This is a genomic window from Pseudomonas sp. AC255, assembly GCF_979258175.1.
Genome location: NZ_OZ409841.1, coordinates 5,097,300 through 5,112,180, shown reverse-complemented (window position 1 = coordinate 5,112,180; position 14,881 = coordinate 5,097,300). Strand labels below are relative to the sequence as shown.

Genomic DNA, 14,881 nt, shown 5'->3' with positions numbered 1-14,881 from the left:
ATTATCACTAAGCACACAGATAAAACCAGTCGCCCTTTCAGATAAGAAGTCGCTGAATGTTTCTTGACCTATAATTCCAACCTTTTTGTAGGGACATGGACGACCGAATGTCTGCGACTTACCGCGATGCCTTGCGTGCAGCGCTGCTCTACCTCGTACTGGCCGCCCTGTGGCTGCAAGTTTCTGATCATTTATTAAGCAGATTCTTCGATGACTCCCGTGAGCTGACCCATTGGCAACTGATCAACGGTTATCTGCTGGCGACGATCAGCGCCGCGCTGATTTTCCTCGCACGGGCGCGGCTGTGCGGGTTTCTCGGCATCGGCGCGCATTTGCGCGAGCGCCACACCGACCGTGAGCGTCTGCGTCAGGCGGCCGCCGTGTTCGACTGCACTCGCGAAGGGGTGCTGGTTACCGACCACCGGGGCCTGATCGTCCACGTCAATCGCGCCTTTATCGAGATCACCGGTTATCGGCGCGACGAGGTCATCGGCCAGCAGCCCAGTCTGTTCAAGTCCGGCCATCATCCGCCGGGCTTCTATCAGGCGATGTTCGCTACCCTCGAGGCTGAAGGTGAGTGGAGCGGCGAGATCTGGAACCGGCGCAAGACTGGCGAGATTTATCCACAGTGGCAAACCATCCGGGTGATTCACGATGATTCCGGCCGGCTCAGCCATTACGTGGCGGTGTTCTCCGACATCAGTGCGATCAAGGATTCCGAGTCCGAGCTCAAACACCTGGCGCATCACGATCCGTTTACCGATCTGCCCAATCGCCTGCTGTTCAGCGACCGCGCCGAACAGGCGTTGGCTTCCGCGCAGACGCACAAGCGTGGCTGCGCGCTGCTGATGCTCGATCTGGATCATTTCAAGATGATCAACGACAGCCTCGGGCATAACGTCGGCGATCGGTTGCTAAAAGCGGTGGCGACGCGTTTGCAGGAACTCTTCGGCCACGGCATTACCTTGGCGCGGCTCGGCGGTGACGAGTTCGCGGTGCTCGCGGAAAGTTGTCCACAGCCGGCCCAGGCTGCCGCGCTGGCGCAACGGACTCTGGACGCCTTGAAGGAGCCGGTGCTGGTAGATGGCAATCAACTGTTCATCAACGCGAGCATCGGCATCAGCCTGTTTCCCAGCGATGCCCTCAGCGCCGAGCAGTTGTTACGCAACGCCGACAGCGCGCTGTTCAAGGCCAAAAGCAGCGGGCGCAATGGCTACGCGCTGTATACCGAAGAGCTGACCGCCCATGCCCAGCAACGGGTCGAAATCGCCTTCGAACTGCGCCGCGCACTGGAGCAGGAGGAACTGCGCGTCTACTACCAACCGGTGCATGACCTGCAAAGCGGCCGTCTGGTCGGCGTCGAAGCACTGGTGCGCTGGCAGCATCCGCAGCGCGGTCTGGTGTCGCCGGCAGAATTCATTCCGATTGCCGAGCGCACCGGCCTGATCGCCGAGATCGATGCCTGGGTGATGCAACAGGCCTGCCGGCAGATGTGTCAGTGGCAGCAGAGCGGTGTGGTGCTGGCGTTCGTCGCGGTGAATGTCTCCTCGCGGCTGTTTGCCCGACGTGAGCTTTACCAGCAGGTAGCGCAGGTGCTGCACGACACGGGGCTGGATCCGGTCTATCTGGAACTGGAAGTTACCGAAAGCGCGGTGATGGATGACCCTGAAGTGGCGCTGGAACAGATGCATCGCTTGCGCGAGCTGGGTGTGCGTCTGGCTATTGATGATTTCGGTACTGGCTATTCGTCGCTGCTGCGGCTCAAGCGCCTGCCGGTGCAGAAACTCAAGATCGATCAGGGCTTCGTCGCCGGGTTGCCGTGGGATGAAGATGACGTGGCGATTGTCCGGGTGATCATCGCGCTGGCCCGCAGCATGGGCATGCAGGTCCATGCCGAAGGGATCGAACAGGTTGAGCAGGCGGCATTTCTGTTGGCGCAGGAATGCGATCTGGGGCAGGGCTACTGGTTTGGGCGGCCGGTGTCTGCGGATAGGCTTGATTGGGCGAAAACGCCATTGATTGGCTGAAAAGGCCTATCAGGCTATCACCGACCTTGTGGTGAGGGGATTTATCCCCGTTGGGTCGCGTAGCGGCCCCAAGAAATGGGACTGCTACGCAGTCCAACGGGGATAAATCCCCTCGCCACAAGTTCTCTTGACGATTTCAAATCAGCGCAAACCCCTTGCCCTCTCTCATATTGATTTCTGGTTATATAAACATTCTTAAATAGTCTTTTTAAGAATATCCATGCCTCTCTTATATTGCTCCCACGCCGAACGCAGTGCCGCCCACTGCCAGGCAAATCCCCTTCAAAGGAGCAGCACCATGAGCGCATCCCTTCGCAGCGTTGACGGTCAGGACGAAAGCACCATCTTGCGTGAAATCCAGAGTGCCCTGCGCGATCTGCGGTTCGGCGCAGTGGAGATCACTGTGCACAACGCGCAAGTCGTACAGATCGAACGCAAAGAGAAATTCCGTTTGCAGCAACCCGGTAAGCAACCGGGCTGAGCTGAAGATCAAAAGATCGCAGCCTTCGGCAGCTCCTACAGGGGGCTGCGTGCAGGAGCTGGCGAAGGCGGCGATCTTTCAACGCGATCCGATTCCAGCAATACATAAGAAAAAGCCATCACCAAGAATTCCAGGAGCTTTCACCATGTCGTCGATTCGCCGTTACGCTCTGGCCACGCTGGTCAGTGCCGTGTTTGCCGGTTCCGCCGTTGCCAAGGATTACGAGCTGCTCAACGTGTCGTATGACCCGACGCGGGAGCTGTATCAGGAATACAACGCCGAATTCATCAAGTTCTGGCAGAAGGACCATGCCGGCGACACTGTAAAAATCCAGCAGTCCCACGGTGGCTCGGGCAAGCAGGGCCGTGCGGTGATCGACGGTCTGCGTGCTGACGTGGTGACCCTGGCCCTGGCTGGCGACATCGATGAAATCGCCAAGCTCGGCAAGAGCCTGCCGGCCGACTGGCAGAAGCGTCTGCCGCAAGCGAGCACGCCGTACACCTCGACCATTGTGTTTCTGGTGCGCAAGGGCAACCCGAAAGGCATCAAGGACTGGGGCGATCTGGTCAAGAACGATGTCTCGGTGATCACGCCAAACCCGAAAACCTCGGGCGGTGCGCGCTGGAACTTCCTCGCCGCGTGGGCCTATGGCCTGAAAGCCAACGGCGGTGATGAAGCCAAGGCCAAGGAATACGTGCAAACCCTGTTCAAGCACGTGCCGATCCTCGACACCGGCGCCCGCGGTTCGACCATCACCTTCGTCAACAACGGTCAGGGCGACGTGTTGCTGGCCTGGGAAAACGAAGCGTTCCTGGCGTTGAAAGAAGACGGCGGCGCGGACAAGTTCGATATCGTCGTGCCGTCGCTGTCGATCCTCGCCGAACCGCCAGTGGCGGTGGTCGACAAGAATGCCGAGAAGAAGGGCAACGCGCAGATCGCTGAAGCATATCTCAAGCACCTGTACAGCCCGGCCGGCCAGGAAATCGCCGCGAAAAACTTCTATCGTCCACGTGACAAGGACGTAGCGGCCAAGTACGCCCAGCAGTTCCCGAAACTGGAACTGGTGACCATCGACAAGGACTTCGGCGGCTGGAAATCCGCGCAGCCGAAATTCTTCAACGACGGCGGCGTGTTCGACCAGATTTATCAGGCGCAGTAATCTCGCCTTCAACCGGCCTGATGTCTGGGCACATGACATGTGGGACTGAGCTTTTGTGGTGAGGGGATAAGTCCCCTCACCACAGGGCTCACTCTCACATTGATGCGTTTTCAACCAGGGACTTTTATGTCGCGTCGTATCTCCCCCGTCATACCCGGCTTCGGGCTGACGCTGGGTTACACCTTGGTGTACCTCAGTCTGATTGTGCTTATCCCGCTGGCGGCGATGTTCGTCCATGCCGCCCAGCTGACCTGGGATCAGTTCTGGACGATCATCTCCGCACCACGGGTGCTGGCGGCGTTGAAGCTGAGCTTCGGTACCGCACTGTGTGCGGCGATCATCAACGGTATCATCGGCACGCTGCTGGCCTGGGTGCTGGTGCGCTACACCTTCCCCGGGCGCAAGGTGATCGATGCGATGATCGATCTGCCGTTCGCCCTGCCGACCGCTGTGGCCGGTATCGCGCTGACCGCGCTGTACGCGCCGGCCGGGCTGGTCGGGCAGTTCGCCGCCGACCTCGGTTTCAAAATCGCCTACACCCCACTGGGCATCACCCTCGCACTGACCTTCGTCACGCTGCCGTTCGTGGTGCGCACGGTGCAGCCGGTGCTGGCCGATATTCCCCGTGAAGTCGAAGAAGCGGCGGCGTGCCTGGGTGCGAAGCCATGGCAGGTATTTCGCCACATTCTGGTTCCGGCACTGCTGCCCGCCTGGCTGACCGGTTTTGCCCTGGCGTTCGCGCGTGGCGTCGGCGAGTACGGTTCGGTGATTTTCATTGCCGGCAACATGCCGATGAAAACCGAGATCCTGCCGCTGCTGATCATGGTCAAACTCGACCAATACGATTACACCGGCGCTACCGCCATCGGCGTATTGATGCTGGTGGTTTCCTTCATCCTGTTGCTGCTGATCAACTTGCTGCAGCGACGCATCGAAACACCATAAGGAGGCGCGAACATGTCCCAATCGTCCATTGCGGCCGCCTCTTCGGCCAACGCTGCGCGCCGTGGCAGCGCCACTTCGCGCAGAGTCCTGATCGGTCTTGGCTGGCTGATCTTTTTCCTGTTTCTGCTGCTGCCATTGTTCATCGTGGTGTCGCAGGGTTTGAAGAATGGCCTCGGTGCATTTTTCACCGCGATCTTTGAACCGGACGCACTGTCGGCACTGAAACTTACCGTGTTCGCCGTGCTGATTTCGGTGCCGCTGAACCTGGTGTTCGGTGTCAGTGCGGCGTGGTGCGTGAGCAAATACTCGTTCCGTGGCAAGAGCATGCTGGTCACGCTGATCGACCTGCCGTTCTCGGTGTCGCCGGTGATCGCCGGTCTGGTCTACGTGCTGATGTTCGGTGCGCAGGGCCTGTTCGGGCCGTGGCTGCAGGATCACGACATCCAGATCGTCTTCGCCCTGCCGGGCATTGTGCTGGCGACGATTTTCGTCACCGTGCCGTTCGTGGCCCGTGAACTGATTCCGCTGATGCAGGAACAAGGCACCCAAGAGGAGGAAGCCGCGCGCCTGCTCGGTGCCAATGGCTGGCAGATGTTCTGGCACGTCACCGTGCCGAACATCAAGTGGGGCCTGATTTATGGCGTGGTGCTGTGTACCGCGCGGGCCATGGGCGAGTTCGGTGCGGTGTCGGTGGTTTCCGGGCACATTCGCGGGGTGACCAACACCTTGCCGCTGCACGTCGAGATCCTCTACAACGAATACAACCACGTGGCCGCGTTCGCCGTGGCGAGCCTGTTGCTGATCCTGGCGCTCTTCATCCTGCTGCTCAAGCAGTGGAGCGAAAACCGTATCAACCGCCTGCGCGCCAGCGCCGCGGAGGAATAATTCATGTCGATCGAAGTGCGTAACGTCAGCAAGAATTTCAACGCGTTCAAGGCGCTGGACAACATCAGCCTGGATATCCACAGCGGTGAGCTGGTCGCGCTGCTTGGTCCGTCGGGCTGCGGCAAAACCACCTTGCTGCGGATTATTGCCGGTCTGGAAACTCCGGATCAGGGCAACATCGTTTTTCACGGCGAGGACGTTTCCGGCCACGACGTGCGTGATCGTAACGTCGGTTTCGTGTTCCAGCATTACGCCTTGTTCCGCCACATGACGGTGTTCGACAACGTCGCGTTCGGCCTGCGGATGAAACCGAAAAACCAGCGCCCGAGCGAAAGCCAGATCGCCACCAAGGTTCACGAACTGCTGAACATGGTCCAGCTGGACTGGTTGTCGGATCGCTACCCGGAGCAGTTGTCCGGTGGTCAGCGTCAGCGCATCGCGTTGGCCCGTGCTTTGGCGGTGGAACCTAAAGTGCTGCTGCTGGATGAACCGTTCGGCGCCCTCGACGCCAAGGTGCGCAAGGAACTGCGGCGCTGGCTGGCGCGGTTGCACGAAGACATCAACCTGACTTCGGTGTTCGTGACCCACGACCAGGAAGAAGCGATGGAAGTCGCCGACCGCATCGTGGTGATGAACAAGGGTGTGATCGAGCAGATCGGCTCACCGGGCGACGTCTACGAAAACCCGGCCAGCGATTTCGTCTATCACTTCCTCGGCGATTCGAACCGCTTGCTGTTGAGCGACGACAACCACGTGCTGTTCCGCCCGCATGAAGTGTCGTTGTCCAAGCATGAGCTGGAAGATCACCATGCCGCTGAAGTGCGCGATATCCGCCCATTGGGTGCGACGACGCGGGTGACGCTGAAGGTGGAAGGGCAGACGGATTTGATCGAGGCCGAAGTGGTGAAAGACCACGACAGCCTGATCGGGTTGGCCAAGGGTGAAACCCTGTTCTTCAAGCCGAAGGTCTGGCAGAAAGTCGCCAATATTTAAAGGCAAAAGCTTCGCGAGCAGGCTCGCTCCCACAGGGAAAACTCATTCCAAATGTGGGAGCGAGCCTGCTCGCGAATACGATCTAGACAGCAGCGCGATTCGGATTGACACGCACCATCCCCGCCCGCAACTCGATCTCTTGTTTCAATTCCTGCCGTATCCCCAGCAGAAACGCCAACTCAGCCACAACGAACAACGGCCCGACAATCAGCCCGCTGATGTCATCGACAAACGCCGGTTTGCGCCCTTCATAGTGATGCCCGACAAACTGGATCACCCAGCCGATCACAAACATCGCCAGGCCGCTGCTCAGCCAGACCATGGTGCTCTGCTGCGCCAGTGCATGCCCGGCCCACACCGACAGCCCCATCAGTACTGTCATCAACACGCCAAGCTTCAACTCCAGACGCAGGTAAAACCACGCCGAGGCCAGCGCCACCACGACGGCTGGAGATATCCACAGCCCGCCCAGCGCCCACTGCGGCCGTGACAGCAGGACAGCCACCGCCACCACGATCAGCGGAATGCCGATAAAGTGGCTGGCAATGTTGCGCGGGTCGCGGTGGTAGGCGGCGTATTGACTGAGATGGTCGACGAGGCTTTTCATTGTTGTTCCTCCAGTGGGGTTGAATGCATCATCTCTCGGGATCCGCGTTCGCTCTGTCGGGCAGGCGACACTCCAGGAGTGGTTATGCAAATTCGTGCACAGTTACTCAGCGGCCAGTGGTTCAGTCATTTGCCTGCATCTTTTCAGGATAGCCTGCTGGCGCTGGCTCGGGAGCGGCGGCTGACGGCGGGACAACGATTGTTCCAGCGTGGCGATGCGCCGTGCGGTCTGTATGCAGTGCTCGATGGCGCCGTGCGCATCGGCGCGGTGAGCGAGCAGGGCAAGGAGGCGTTGTTGAGTCTGGTGGAGGCGCCGCACTGGTTCGGCGAAATCTGCCTGTTCGATGGCCAGCCTCGCACTCACGATGCCTATGCAGTCGGGTCGTGCACCTTGCTGAATGTTCCGCAAGCGGCGTTGCTCAAATTGCTCGACGAACAGCCGCAGTACTGGCGGCATCTGGCGCTGTTGATGAGCCACAAATTGCGCCTGGCCTTCATCAATCTCGAACAGCTGAGCCTGCTGCCAGCCCCGGCGCGTCTCGCCCATCGGCTGCTGATGATTGCCGAAGGCTACGGCGAACTCGACGCACCACGCCGGACGCTGCAACTGCCGCAGGAGCAGCTGGCGGCGATGCTGTCGCTGTCGCGGCAGACCACCAATCAGATCCTCAAGGATCTGCAGGGGCAGGGGATTATCGGGCTCGCATACGGCGAAATCGAAATTCTCGATGCGGTGAGATTGCGTGCCTTGGCCACGATCTGAAAACTGAAACCGATCCAATGTCGGAACTGGCACCTGTGGCGAGGGGATTTATCCCCGCTGGGGCGCGAAGCGGCCCTGAAAAATGGGACCGCTGCGCAGTCCAACCGGGATAAATCCCCTCGCCACAGAAACCAGTTCCAACAAAGGATCTGTGTTTATTTTACGAACCGCGATAGGTCGAGAAACCGTACGGGCTCAGCAGCAGCGGGATGTGGTAGTGCTGATCGGTCTGCTTGACCTGAAAGATCACCGGAATTTCCGGGAAGAACGTCTCATGCTTGATCTTCTGGTAATACTCGCCGGTCTTGAACACCACGCGGTATTCACCGGCTTCGAATGGCTGTTTGGCAGGGAACAGCTCGGCGATCCGCCCTTGCTCGTTGGTGGTGCCTTTGGCCAGTGGCTGCCAGTTTTCGCCGACGTGTTTTTCCAGGGTGACGTTGATGCCCGGTGACGGCAGGCCGTTTTCCAGGTTGAGCACGTGCACGCTCAGCGGATTGCCGGCGGCCAGCGCCAGGCTGGAAACAGCGCTCAGGCTGAGCGCGGCGAGGGTCATGCGCAGGGTGGTCATGGTGGATCTCCTTAGTGGGAACGGGTGATGGTCAGGCCGGCTTTGTCGGCGGCGGCGCGGGCGCAGTTTTCGTCTTGCTCACCGCCGCCGGAACCGGCCACGCCCAAGGCGCCGACCAGTTCGCTGCCGGCGAACAGCGGAATGCCGCCGCCGAGCAAGAGCAATTCATCGAGGGTGTTGAGGTTGGCGGTTTCCGGGTTGCTGCGGGCGCGCTCGGCGAACAGCCGTGTCGGCGTCTTGGTCGACAGCGCGGTGTAGGCCTTGCGTTGGCTGGCGGCGGTGTTGTGCGGGCCAACGCCGTCACCACGCAGAGTCACCAGCAGGTTGCCGCCACGGTCGAGCACCGACACCGTGCCGGTGCAACTGCTCATCGCCTTGTCCGCCAGCCAGCGTGCGGTTTTCAGGTCGAGATCGGCGTGGCGCGGCAGTTCTGGCGTGGCACTTGCTGCGCCGCTGAGGCCGAGGATCAGGCTGGCGACAAGGTATTTGACGGTCATGGGCAGGCTCCGAATGGGGATGTCTGCACCTTAACCGGCGCACTTCGTCAGAACTCCGTCAGGCGGATTACAAGTTTGTAATGGGCAACGGCGCCGAACACGCCTAGCCTGTGTACCTGATCAATCGAGGTGTGCCATGCGTTTGCTGGTCGTAGAAGATGAAGCCAAAACCGCCAATTTCCTCGCCAAGGGCCTGGGCGAGTCGGGTTTCGCCGTGGATGTGGCGCTCAATGGCCTCGACGGCCGCTATTTTATCGAGCAGCAGGAATACGACCTGATCATCCTCGACGTGATGCTCCCGGGTCTCAACGGCTGGCAATTGTTGCAACTGATCCGCCAGCGCGGCGCCACACCGGTGCTGTTTCTCACCGCCAAGGACGCTATCGAAGACCGCGTGCGTGGTCTTGAGCTGGGCGCAGATGACTACCTGCTTAAACCCTTCGCCTTCGCCGAACTGCTCGCGCGCGTGCGCACGCTACTGCGACGCGGGCCGATGCGCGAAGCCGAGTCGTACAGCATCGCCGACCTGGAAATCGACGTATTGCGCCGACGGGTCAGTCGCGGCGGCCAGCGCATTGCCCTGACCAACAAGGAATTCGCCCTCTTGCAACTGCTCGCCAGCCGCCAGGGCGAAGTGCTTTCGCGCACGCTGATCGCCTCGCAAGTGTGGAACCTGAATTTCGACAGCGACACCAACATGGTCGAAGTCGCCGTCCGGCGTCTGCGCGCCAAGGTTGATGATCCGTACATGCCGAAACTTATCCACACCGTGCGCGGCGTCGGTTATCAACTGGAAGCGCCGGACGATGTGGAGTAAGTCGATCGCCTGGCGATTGGCGCTGGCCTTCGCCATGGTCTGCGCGCTGGTGCTGAGCGCAATCGGCGTGTTTCTCTACCGCTCGCTGGCCTCGGAATTGGCCTTTCGTGACGACATGGCCCTGCTCGGTCGCCTCGAGCAAGTACGCGCCTTGCTCGCCGACAGCGACAGCCTCGACGCCTTGCAGGCACGGCCACGGTTGTATCAGAACATGCTCGGTAATCTCGACAGTCTGCTGCTGGTGCGCCGGGCCGACGGTTCCAGCGTGATCGCGATCAACCCGCGTCAGCGTGAACTGCCCGCGCTCAATGCATTACCGCGAGAGCAAATGCCGCAGCGCCGTGACGTGCTCACCTGGCAGGCCAGCGACGGCGCCGAATTGGCCTTGCTGTCCGGCCAGGCGCAAGGCCCCAACGGTGAAACCCTCACGGTGATCGCCGGCAAAGTGCTCAGCGAGCGCGAGCAGATGCTCGGCAGTTATCGCCTGCGTCTGTACCTGTCCGTCGGCCTCGGCGCGGTGCTCGCATTTGCCTTGGGTCTGTTATTGCTGCGGCGTGGCTTGCAGCCCTTGCATCAGTTGAGCGAAGCGGTGCGCAGTATCGATCTGCGCAGCCTCGATCGACGCCTGCCTACCGAGGGCACGCCGAGCGAACTGCGCGAGCCGGTGCACGCGCTCAACACCATGCTGGCGCGGCTGGACGACAGCGTGCAGCGCCTGTCGCAATTCTCCGCCGACCTCGCCCACGAAATCCGCACCCCTCTGCACACCTTGCTCGCCAGCAACGGCCAGGCCCTGAACCATCCGCGCAGCACGGCCGAATATCAGGAAGTGCTGGCCTCGAACATGGAAGAGTTCGAACGGCTCAAGCGCATGGCCGAGAACCTGATGTTCCTCGCCCGCGCCGAACAGGCCGAACGTGCGCTAAATCTGCAAACACTGGACTTGCGCAACGTCGGCGACGAACTCTGCGATTACTTCGAAGCCCTCGCCGATGACCGCGACCTCCAACTGCAAAACCGCATGCACGGCGAATTGCTCGCCGACCAGCAACTGCTGCAACGCGCCCTCGGCAATCTGCTGGCCAATGCCGTACGCCACGCCGACCCCGGCACCCTGATCAGCCTGCAACGCCGCGATGAACCGGGTATGTGCTGGCTGCAAGTGCACAACCACGGCCCGGTCATCGCGCCTGAGCATCTGGGCAAACTGTTCGACCGTTTCTACCGCGTCGATCCTTCACGTGCGGAACCGGGAGATTCGGGTGGGCTGGGTTTGGCGATCGTGCAGTCGATCATGCAGTTGCATGGCGGGCAGGTGCGGGTGAGGAGTGATGTGGGGGGGACGGTGTTTGAGTTGGGGTTTGCGGGGCGGTGTTAAGACGTTAGCGATGGCTGACCATCTACGCTAAGCTCAATTAATTGCATTGCTTATGATGCAGTTAATTTTTTTAGTGGATTTGCATTGTAAACAATGCATCTGGGGCGGTGATGGAAAAAATTGGCGAGTTGATCAGAAGCTTGCGTAAGGCTGAAAAGCTGTCCCAGCAAGCTTTGGCGCAGCAATACGGCATGAGCCGCGCAACAATCTCGGGGATTGAAAACAACACAATCTCGGAAATCGGTCTGCGTAAAGTCGAAGCGATTCTTAACGGATTCGGCTACGAATTGGCCGCAATCCCCCGCGCCTCTCGACGGCCGACACTCGACACGCTGCGCAAGGTGAACTTCCATGACTGAGGCATTGGACCGCTTGCAGGTCTGCGTCGGCGGCCATGAGGTTGGAAGATTGGGGCGCGGGCACGCAGGTGTCGACAGCGTGTTCAGCTATCGGGACGATGCGATTGATGAAAATGCCGTTTCGCTGACCATGCCGACACGCCTGGAAAGTTATGGTTATGAACGCGGCATTCATCCGATATTCGAGATGAATCTTCCTGAAGGTGCGTTGCGCGATGAGTTGGTCAGGCGTTTCAGCAAAGCCGTGCGCGGCTTCGATGACTTCGCTTTACTAAGTATCGTCGGCCCGCATCAACTCGGGCGTCTTTCGATCGCGAGCGCATCGACAACTGATCGTCCACCTGAAACCTCGCTGGCTGAATTGTTGGTTCATGACGGTGCGCAAGGTTTGTTCGAGGATCTTTTGCAGACTTACGGGCAGTATTCCGGAGTTTCAGGCGTGCAGCCCAAAGTGTTGGTGCGTGACAGTGCCGCTGCAATAGACCGACTGACGCACCGAGGCTCGACTCATCTGGTCAAAGCCTTCCGTGCCGAAGAGTATCCCGAGCTGGCAACCAACGAATATTTCTGCCTGCGCGCTGCGCAACTTTGTGGCCTCGACGTGCCGCATTTCGAACTCAGCGAGCATGGCAAGTTTCTCGTCATCGAGCGTTTTGACTTGAGCGACACCGGATACCTCGGTTTCGAAGACTTTTGCGTGCTCAACGGCTGGCCGTCGAAGGCCAAATACGATGGCTCTTACGAAGGAGTCGCACGGCAGATCAAGGCGTTTGTTTCGCCCTCATTACTCAAGCACGCACTGGAAGCTTTCTTCAAGATTGTCGCTTTATCGGCGGCATTGAAAAACGGCGATGCCCACCTGAAAAACTTTGGCGTGCTCTATGAGGATTGTGGCGAGCGCGCATTGGTCAGGCTGGCTCCGGCGTACGACATCATCACCACGTCGGTGTACATCAAGAGCGATAGCATGGCACTGCTGTTGGGCGGTTCGAAGGCGTGGCCCAAGCATAAAATGCTTACCAGGTTTGGTCGTACGGCCTGCAATCTAAGTGAAGCGCGTTGCAACCAGTTACTGCAAATGGTCGCGCAGGGTGTACAGCAAGCGCTGGGCGAAATGGCGGAGTACAGCGCAAATCATCCTGCCTTCGCAGAGGTGGGCGCTGCAATGATCGAACAATGGTCGGCCGGTCTGGCGCGCAGCCTGCGCAACAGTTGAAACTCAGCGCAACTGATCCCGAAACTGCCCCGGCGTCATCCCGGTCCAGCGCTTGAACGCGCGGCTGAAGCTGCTGGTGTCGGCGAATCCCAGCAGATAGCTGACTTCACTCAAGGAACACTGCGGGTCACGCAGGTGCAGCAGCGCGAGATTTTCGCGGCTTTCGTTGAGCAGGGTGTCGAAGCGACAGCCCTCATCCGCCAGATGCCGCTGCAGGCTGCGCAGGCTCAGGTGCAAGGCCTGGGCGATGCGCTCGGCGCTCGGTTCGCCTTCGGGCAGTTGTTCTTCAATGGCATCGCGCACCTTGCGCTCCCAGGTCAGCGGTTTGAGCTGGGCGAGGGTGCGTTTGAGTACGGCTTCGTTGTGCTCGGCCAGTTCCGGGTTGGCGTCGTCGAGGTGGCTGTCGAAGTCGCTGAGGGCGAATTCCAGGCGGTCCTCGGCGGCGGAAAAATACACCGGCGCGCGGAAGACTTTGTGCCATTGCTGGGCATCGCTCGGTTCGGGGCGGCGCAAGTACACCGCCAGCGGTGCGTAGTCACGGCCGAGGCGATTGCGGCAGGTGCGCACGTAGATCGCCGTAAATGCGTCGATGGCTTCGAAGGCCGGCGCCGGGTTGCCGGGCGGAATTTTCAGGCGAAATTGATAACGGTCATTGCTACGGCTCAGCTCCAGCTCCAGCGCATCGCTGACCACCGGATGATAACGCACGATGCGTTCGAACACTTCGCGCAAGCTGCCGCTCGCCACCAGTGCATAACCAAGCGCGTGGAACGTGGTCGGGCTGACGAAACGCGACACGCGCAAGCCCAGCGCCGGGTCGCCGCTGGCTTCAACGGCGAGCGCCCACAGGCGCGTGGTACCGGATAGCGGATAGCGCGCATTGGGGTCGTCCATCAGCGTTGGGTCGAGCCCGGCCTGTTGGCACAAGGCAAGGCTGTCCAGCCCGAGCGCGTCGAGTTGTTTGCGCAAGGCGCGGGTCCAGCTGGCGAGGGAGGTCGGTTCCTTCATGCTGATTGGCGCGTCCGGTCAACAGGTTGGCGTTCTTGGCTAGCGCGGATCGAACCCCGGCAAGGCACGATGCATTCATCTTAGACCCGAGGATGGAAGCATGGACGGTACTTCTGCAAGCCCTGAACGACTGAATGCGGCGCAGCGCTCGGCACATATTCGCCAAGTGGTGTTGGCCAAGGGTGCGCAATTGCGTGAGCGCTACCCGATGCTTCAGCATCAGGATGCCCTCGGTGCGGGGATTCTGGCGTTGGCGCTGGCCGGGATGATCGGCTCGGCGGCGCTGTACATCACTGGCCATATGGCCTGGTGGGTGTGCCTGCTGCTCAACGGGTTTTTCGCCTCGCTGACCCATGAGCTGGAACACGACCTGATCCACAGCATGTACTTCCGCAAGCAGCGCGTGCCGCACAACCTGATGATGGGCCTGGTCTGGCTGGCGCGACCGAGCACGATCAACCCGTGGATCCGTCGTCATCTGCACCTCAACCATCACAAGGTTTCCGGCACTGAAGCCGACATGGAAGAGCGCGCAATCACCAATGGCGAGCCGTGGGGGTTTGCCCGTCTGCTGATGGTTGGCGATAACGTCATGTCGGCGTTTATCCGCCTGCTCCGCGCCAGGACCTGGGCACACAAGTGGAGCATCGCCAAACGCGTGCTCAAGGTCTACGCACCGCTGGCGCTGCTGCATTGGGGCGCGTGGTATGTGTTTCTCGGCTTTCACGCGGCCAATGGCATTGCGCATTTGCTCGGCTCGCCCATCGAATGGTCGGCCACCACGCTGTCGGTGATGCAGGTGATCGATATCGCCGCCGTGGTGATCATCGGCCCCAACGTGCTGCGCACTTTCTGCCTGCACTTCATCAGCTCGAACATGCATTACTACGGCGACGTCGAACCGGGCAATGTGCTGCAGCAATGCCAGGTGCTGAACCCGTGGTGGCTGTGGCCGTTGCAAGCGTTCTGCTTCAACTTCGGCAGCAGTCACGGGATTCATCATTTCGTGGTCAAGGAGCCGTTTTACATTCGTCAGATGACCGTGCCGGTGGCGCACAAGGTGATGCGCGAGATGGGCGTGCGGTTCAATGATTTCGGCACGTTTGGCCGGGCGAACCGGTTTGTGCGCGGAGATGAGGAAGTGGTGTCCGGGGAGGCGGTGGAGGCCTGACAGAT

General features: G+C 60.2%; 16 protein-coding genes. 12 read left to right on the top strand and 4 right to left on the bottom strand.

The features are described from left to right. Positions 1–107 precede the first annotated feature (107 nt). The 6 genes from dibA to ACZZ0K_RS23025 all read left to right on the top strand — a co-directional run bounded on the left by dibA (position 108) and on the right by ACZZ0K_RS23025 (position 6,490). Complete coding sequence (dibA, locus tag ACZZ0K_RS23050; RefSeq protein WP_463559413.1) at positions 108–2,027, top strand: phosphodiesterase DibA; 1,920 nt, start codon at positions 108–110, stop codon at positions 2,025–2,027. Positions 2,028–2,325: 298 nt separating this feature from the next. Continuing rightward, positions 2,326–2,508 (top strand): sulfur starvation response protein OscA, encoded by a 183-nt coding sequence (gene oscA / locus ACZZ0K_RS23045; RefSeq protein ID WP_007917682.1) that lies wholly within the window; start codon positions 2,326–2,328, stop codon positions 2,506–2,508. 145 nt (positions 2,509–2,653) lie between these two features. Next, positions 2,654–3,667, top strand: a complete 1,014-nt coding sequence (locus tag ACZZ0K_RS23040; protein ID WP_258707430.1) for a sulfate ABC transporter substrate-binding protein — start codon at positions 2,654–2,656, stop codon at positions 3,665–3,667. Positions 3,668–3,793: 126 nt separating this feature from the next. Further along, positions 3,794–4,612 carry a sulfate ABC transporter permease subunit CysT gene (gene cysT, locus ACZZ0K_RS23035; protein WP_016772245.1) on the top strand — a complete coding sequence of 273 codons (819 nt, stop codon included), beginning with the start codon at positions 3,794–3,796 and terminating at the stop codon, positions 4,610–4,612. Positions 4,613–4,624: 12 nt separating this feature from the next. Then, the gene (cysW, locus tag ACZZ0K_RS23030) at positions 4,625–5,497 is read left to right on the top strand and encodes a sulfate ABC transporter permease subunit CysW (RefSeq protein WP_041477435.1); all 873 of its coding nucleotides are present in this window, start codon (positions 4,625–4,627) and stop codon (positions 5,495–5,497) included. A gap of 3 nt (positions 5,498–5,500) precedes the next feature. Beyond that, on the top strand, positions 5,501–6,490 hold the full coding sequence (locus ACZZ0K_RS23025) for a sulfate/molybdate ABC transporter ATP-binding protein (RefSeq protein ID WP_056786991.1): 990 nt from the start codon (positions 5,501–5,503) through the stop codon (positions 6,488–6,490). An 82-nt stretch (positions 6,491–6,572) separates the two neighbouring features. On the opposite strand, the gene ACZZ0K_RS23020 is transcribed toward ACZZ0K_RS23025, so the two are convergent. Then, positions 6,573–7,097, bottom strand: coding sequence for an Mpo1 family 2-hydroxy fatty acid dioxygenase (locus tag ACZZ0K_RS23020; protein ID WP_258707431.1), 525 nt, complete (start codon positions 7,095–7,097; stop codon positions 6,573–6,575). Between the two features lie 84 nt (positions 7,098–7,181). On the opposite strand from ACZZ0K_RS23020, the gene ACZZ0K_RS23015 reads away from it, so the two are divergent. Then, positions 7,182–7,859, top strand: coding sequence for a Crp/Fnr family transcriptional regulator (locus ACZZ0K_RS23015; protein ID WP_258707432.1), 678 nt, complete (start codon positions 7,182–7,184; stop codon positions 7,857–7,859). A 160-nt stretch (positions 7,860–8,019) separates the two neighbouring features. Here ACZZ0K_RS23015 and uraH read toward each other — a convergent pair whose 3' ends face one another. Both uraH and ACZZ0K_RS23005 read right to left on the bottom strand, forming a co-directional pair. Then, positions 8,020–8,430, bottom strand: a complete 411-nt coding sequence (uraH, locus tag ACZZ0K_RS23010) for a hydroxyisourate hydrolase (protein ID WP_150637862.1) — start codon at positions 8,428–8,430, stop codon at positions 8,020–8,022. Between the two features lie 11 nt (positions 8,431–8,441). Then, the gene (locus ACZZ0K_RS23005) at positions 8,442–8,927 is read right to left on the bottom strand and encodes a GlcG/HbpS family heme-binding protein (protein WP_258707433.1); all 486 of its coding nucleotides are present in this window, start codon (positions 8,925–8,927) and stop codon (positions 8,442–8,444) included. A 136-nt stretch (positions 8,928–9,063) separates the two neighbouring features. Between ACZZ0K_RS23005 and ACZZ0K_RS23000 the strand changes: the two genes are divergently transcribed. The 4 genes from ACZZ0K_RS23000 (at position 9,064) to ACZZ0K_RS22985 (ending at position 12,697) form a co-directional block, all read left to right on the top strand. Continuing rightward, positions 9,064–9,744, top strand: coding sequence for a heavy metal response regulator transcription factor (locus ACZZ0K_RS23000; protein ID WP_041477440.1), 681 nt, complete (start codon positions 9,064–9,066; stop codon positions 9,742–9,744). Continuing rightward, on the top strand, positions 9,734–11,122 hold the full coding sequence (locus tag ACZZ0K_RS22995; protein WP_258707434.1) for a heavy metal sensor histidine kinase: 1,389 nt from the start codon (positions 9,734–9,736) through the stop codon (positions 11,120–11,122). Before ACZZ0K_RS23000 ends, ACZZ0K_RS22995 begins: the two co-directional genes overlap by 11 nt. 110 nt (positions 11,123–11,232) lie before the next feature. Then, entirely contained in the window at positions 11,233–11,481 is a 249-nt protein-coding gene (locus tag ACZZ0K_RS22990; protein ID WP_016772238.1) for a helix-turn-helix domain-containing protein, read from the top strand. After that, positions 11,474–12,697, top strand: a complete 1,224-nt coding sequence (locus ACZZ0K_RS22985; protein ID WP_252879215.1) for a type II toxin-antitoxin system HipA family toxin — start codon at positions 11,474–11,476, stop codon at positions 12,695–12,697. Before ACZZ0K_RS22990 ends, ACZZ0K_RS22985 begins: the two co-directional genes overlap by 8 nt. Positions 12,698–12,700: 3 nt before the next feature. Here the strand turns inward: ACZZ0K_RS22985 and ACZZ0K_RS22980 are convergent, their stop codons facing one another. Then, a complete protein-coding gene (locus tag ACZZ0K_RS22980; RefSeq protein ID WP_252868593.1) occupies positions 12,701–13,705 on the bottom strand; it encodes an AraC family transcriptional regulator in 1,005 nt (334 codons plus the stop codon). 100 nt (positions 13,706–13,805) lie between these two features. On the opposite strand from ACZZ0K_RS22980, the gene ACZZ0K_RS22975 reads away from it, so the two are divergent. After that, a complete protein-coding gene (locus tag ACZZ0K_RS22975) occupies positions 13,806–14,876 on the top strand; it encodes a fatty acid desaturase (protein ID WP_056787009.1) in 1,071 nt (356 codons plus the stop codon). Positions 14,877–14,881: the final 5 nt, after the last annotated feature.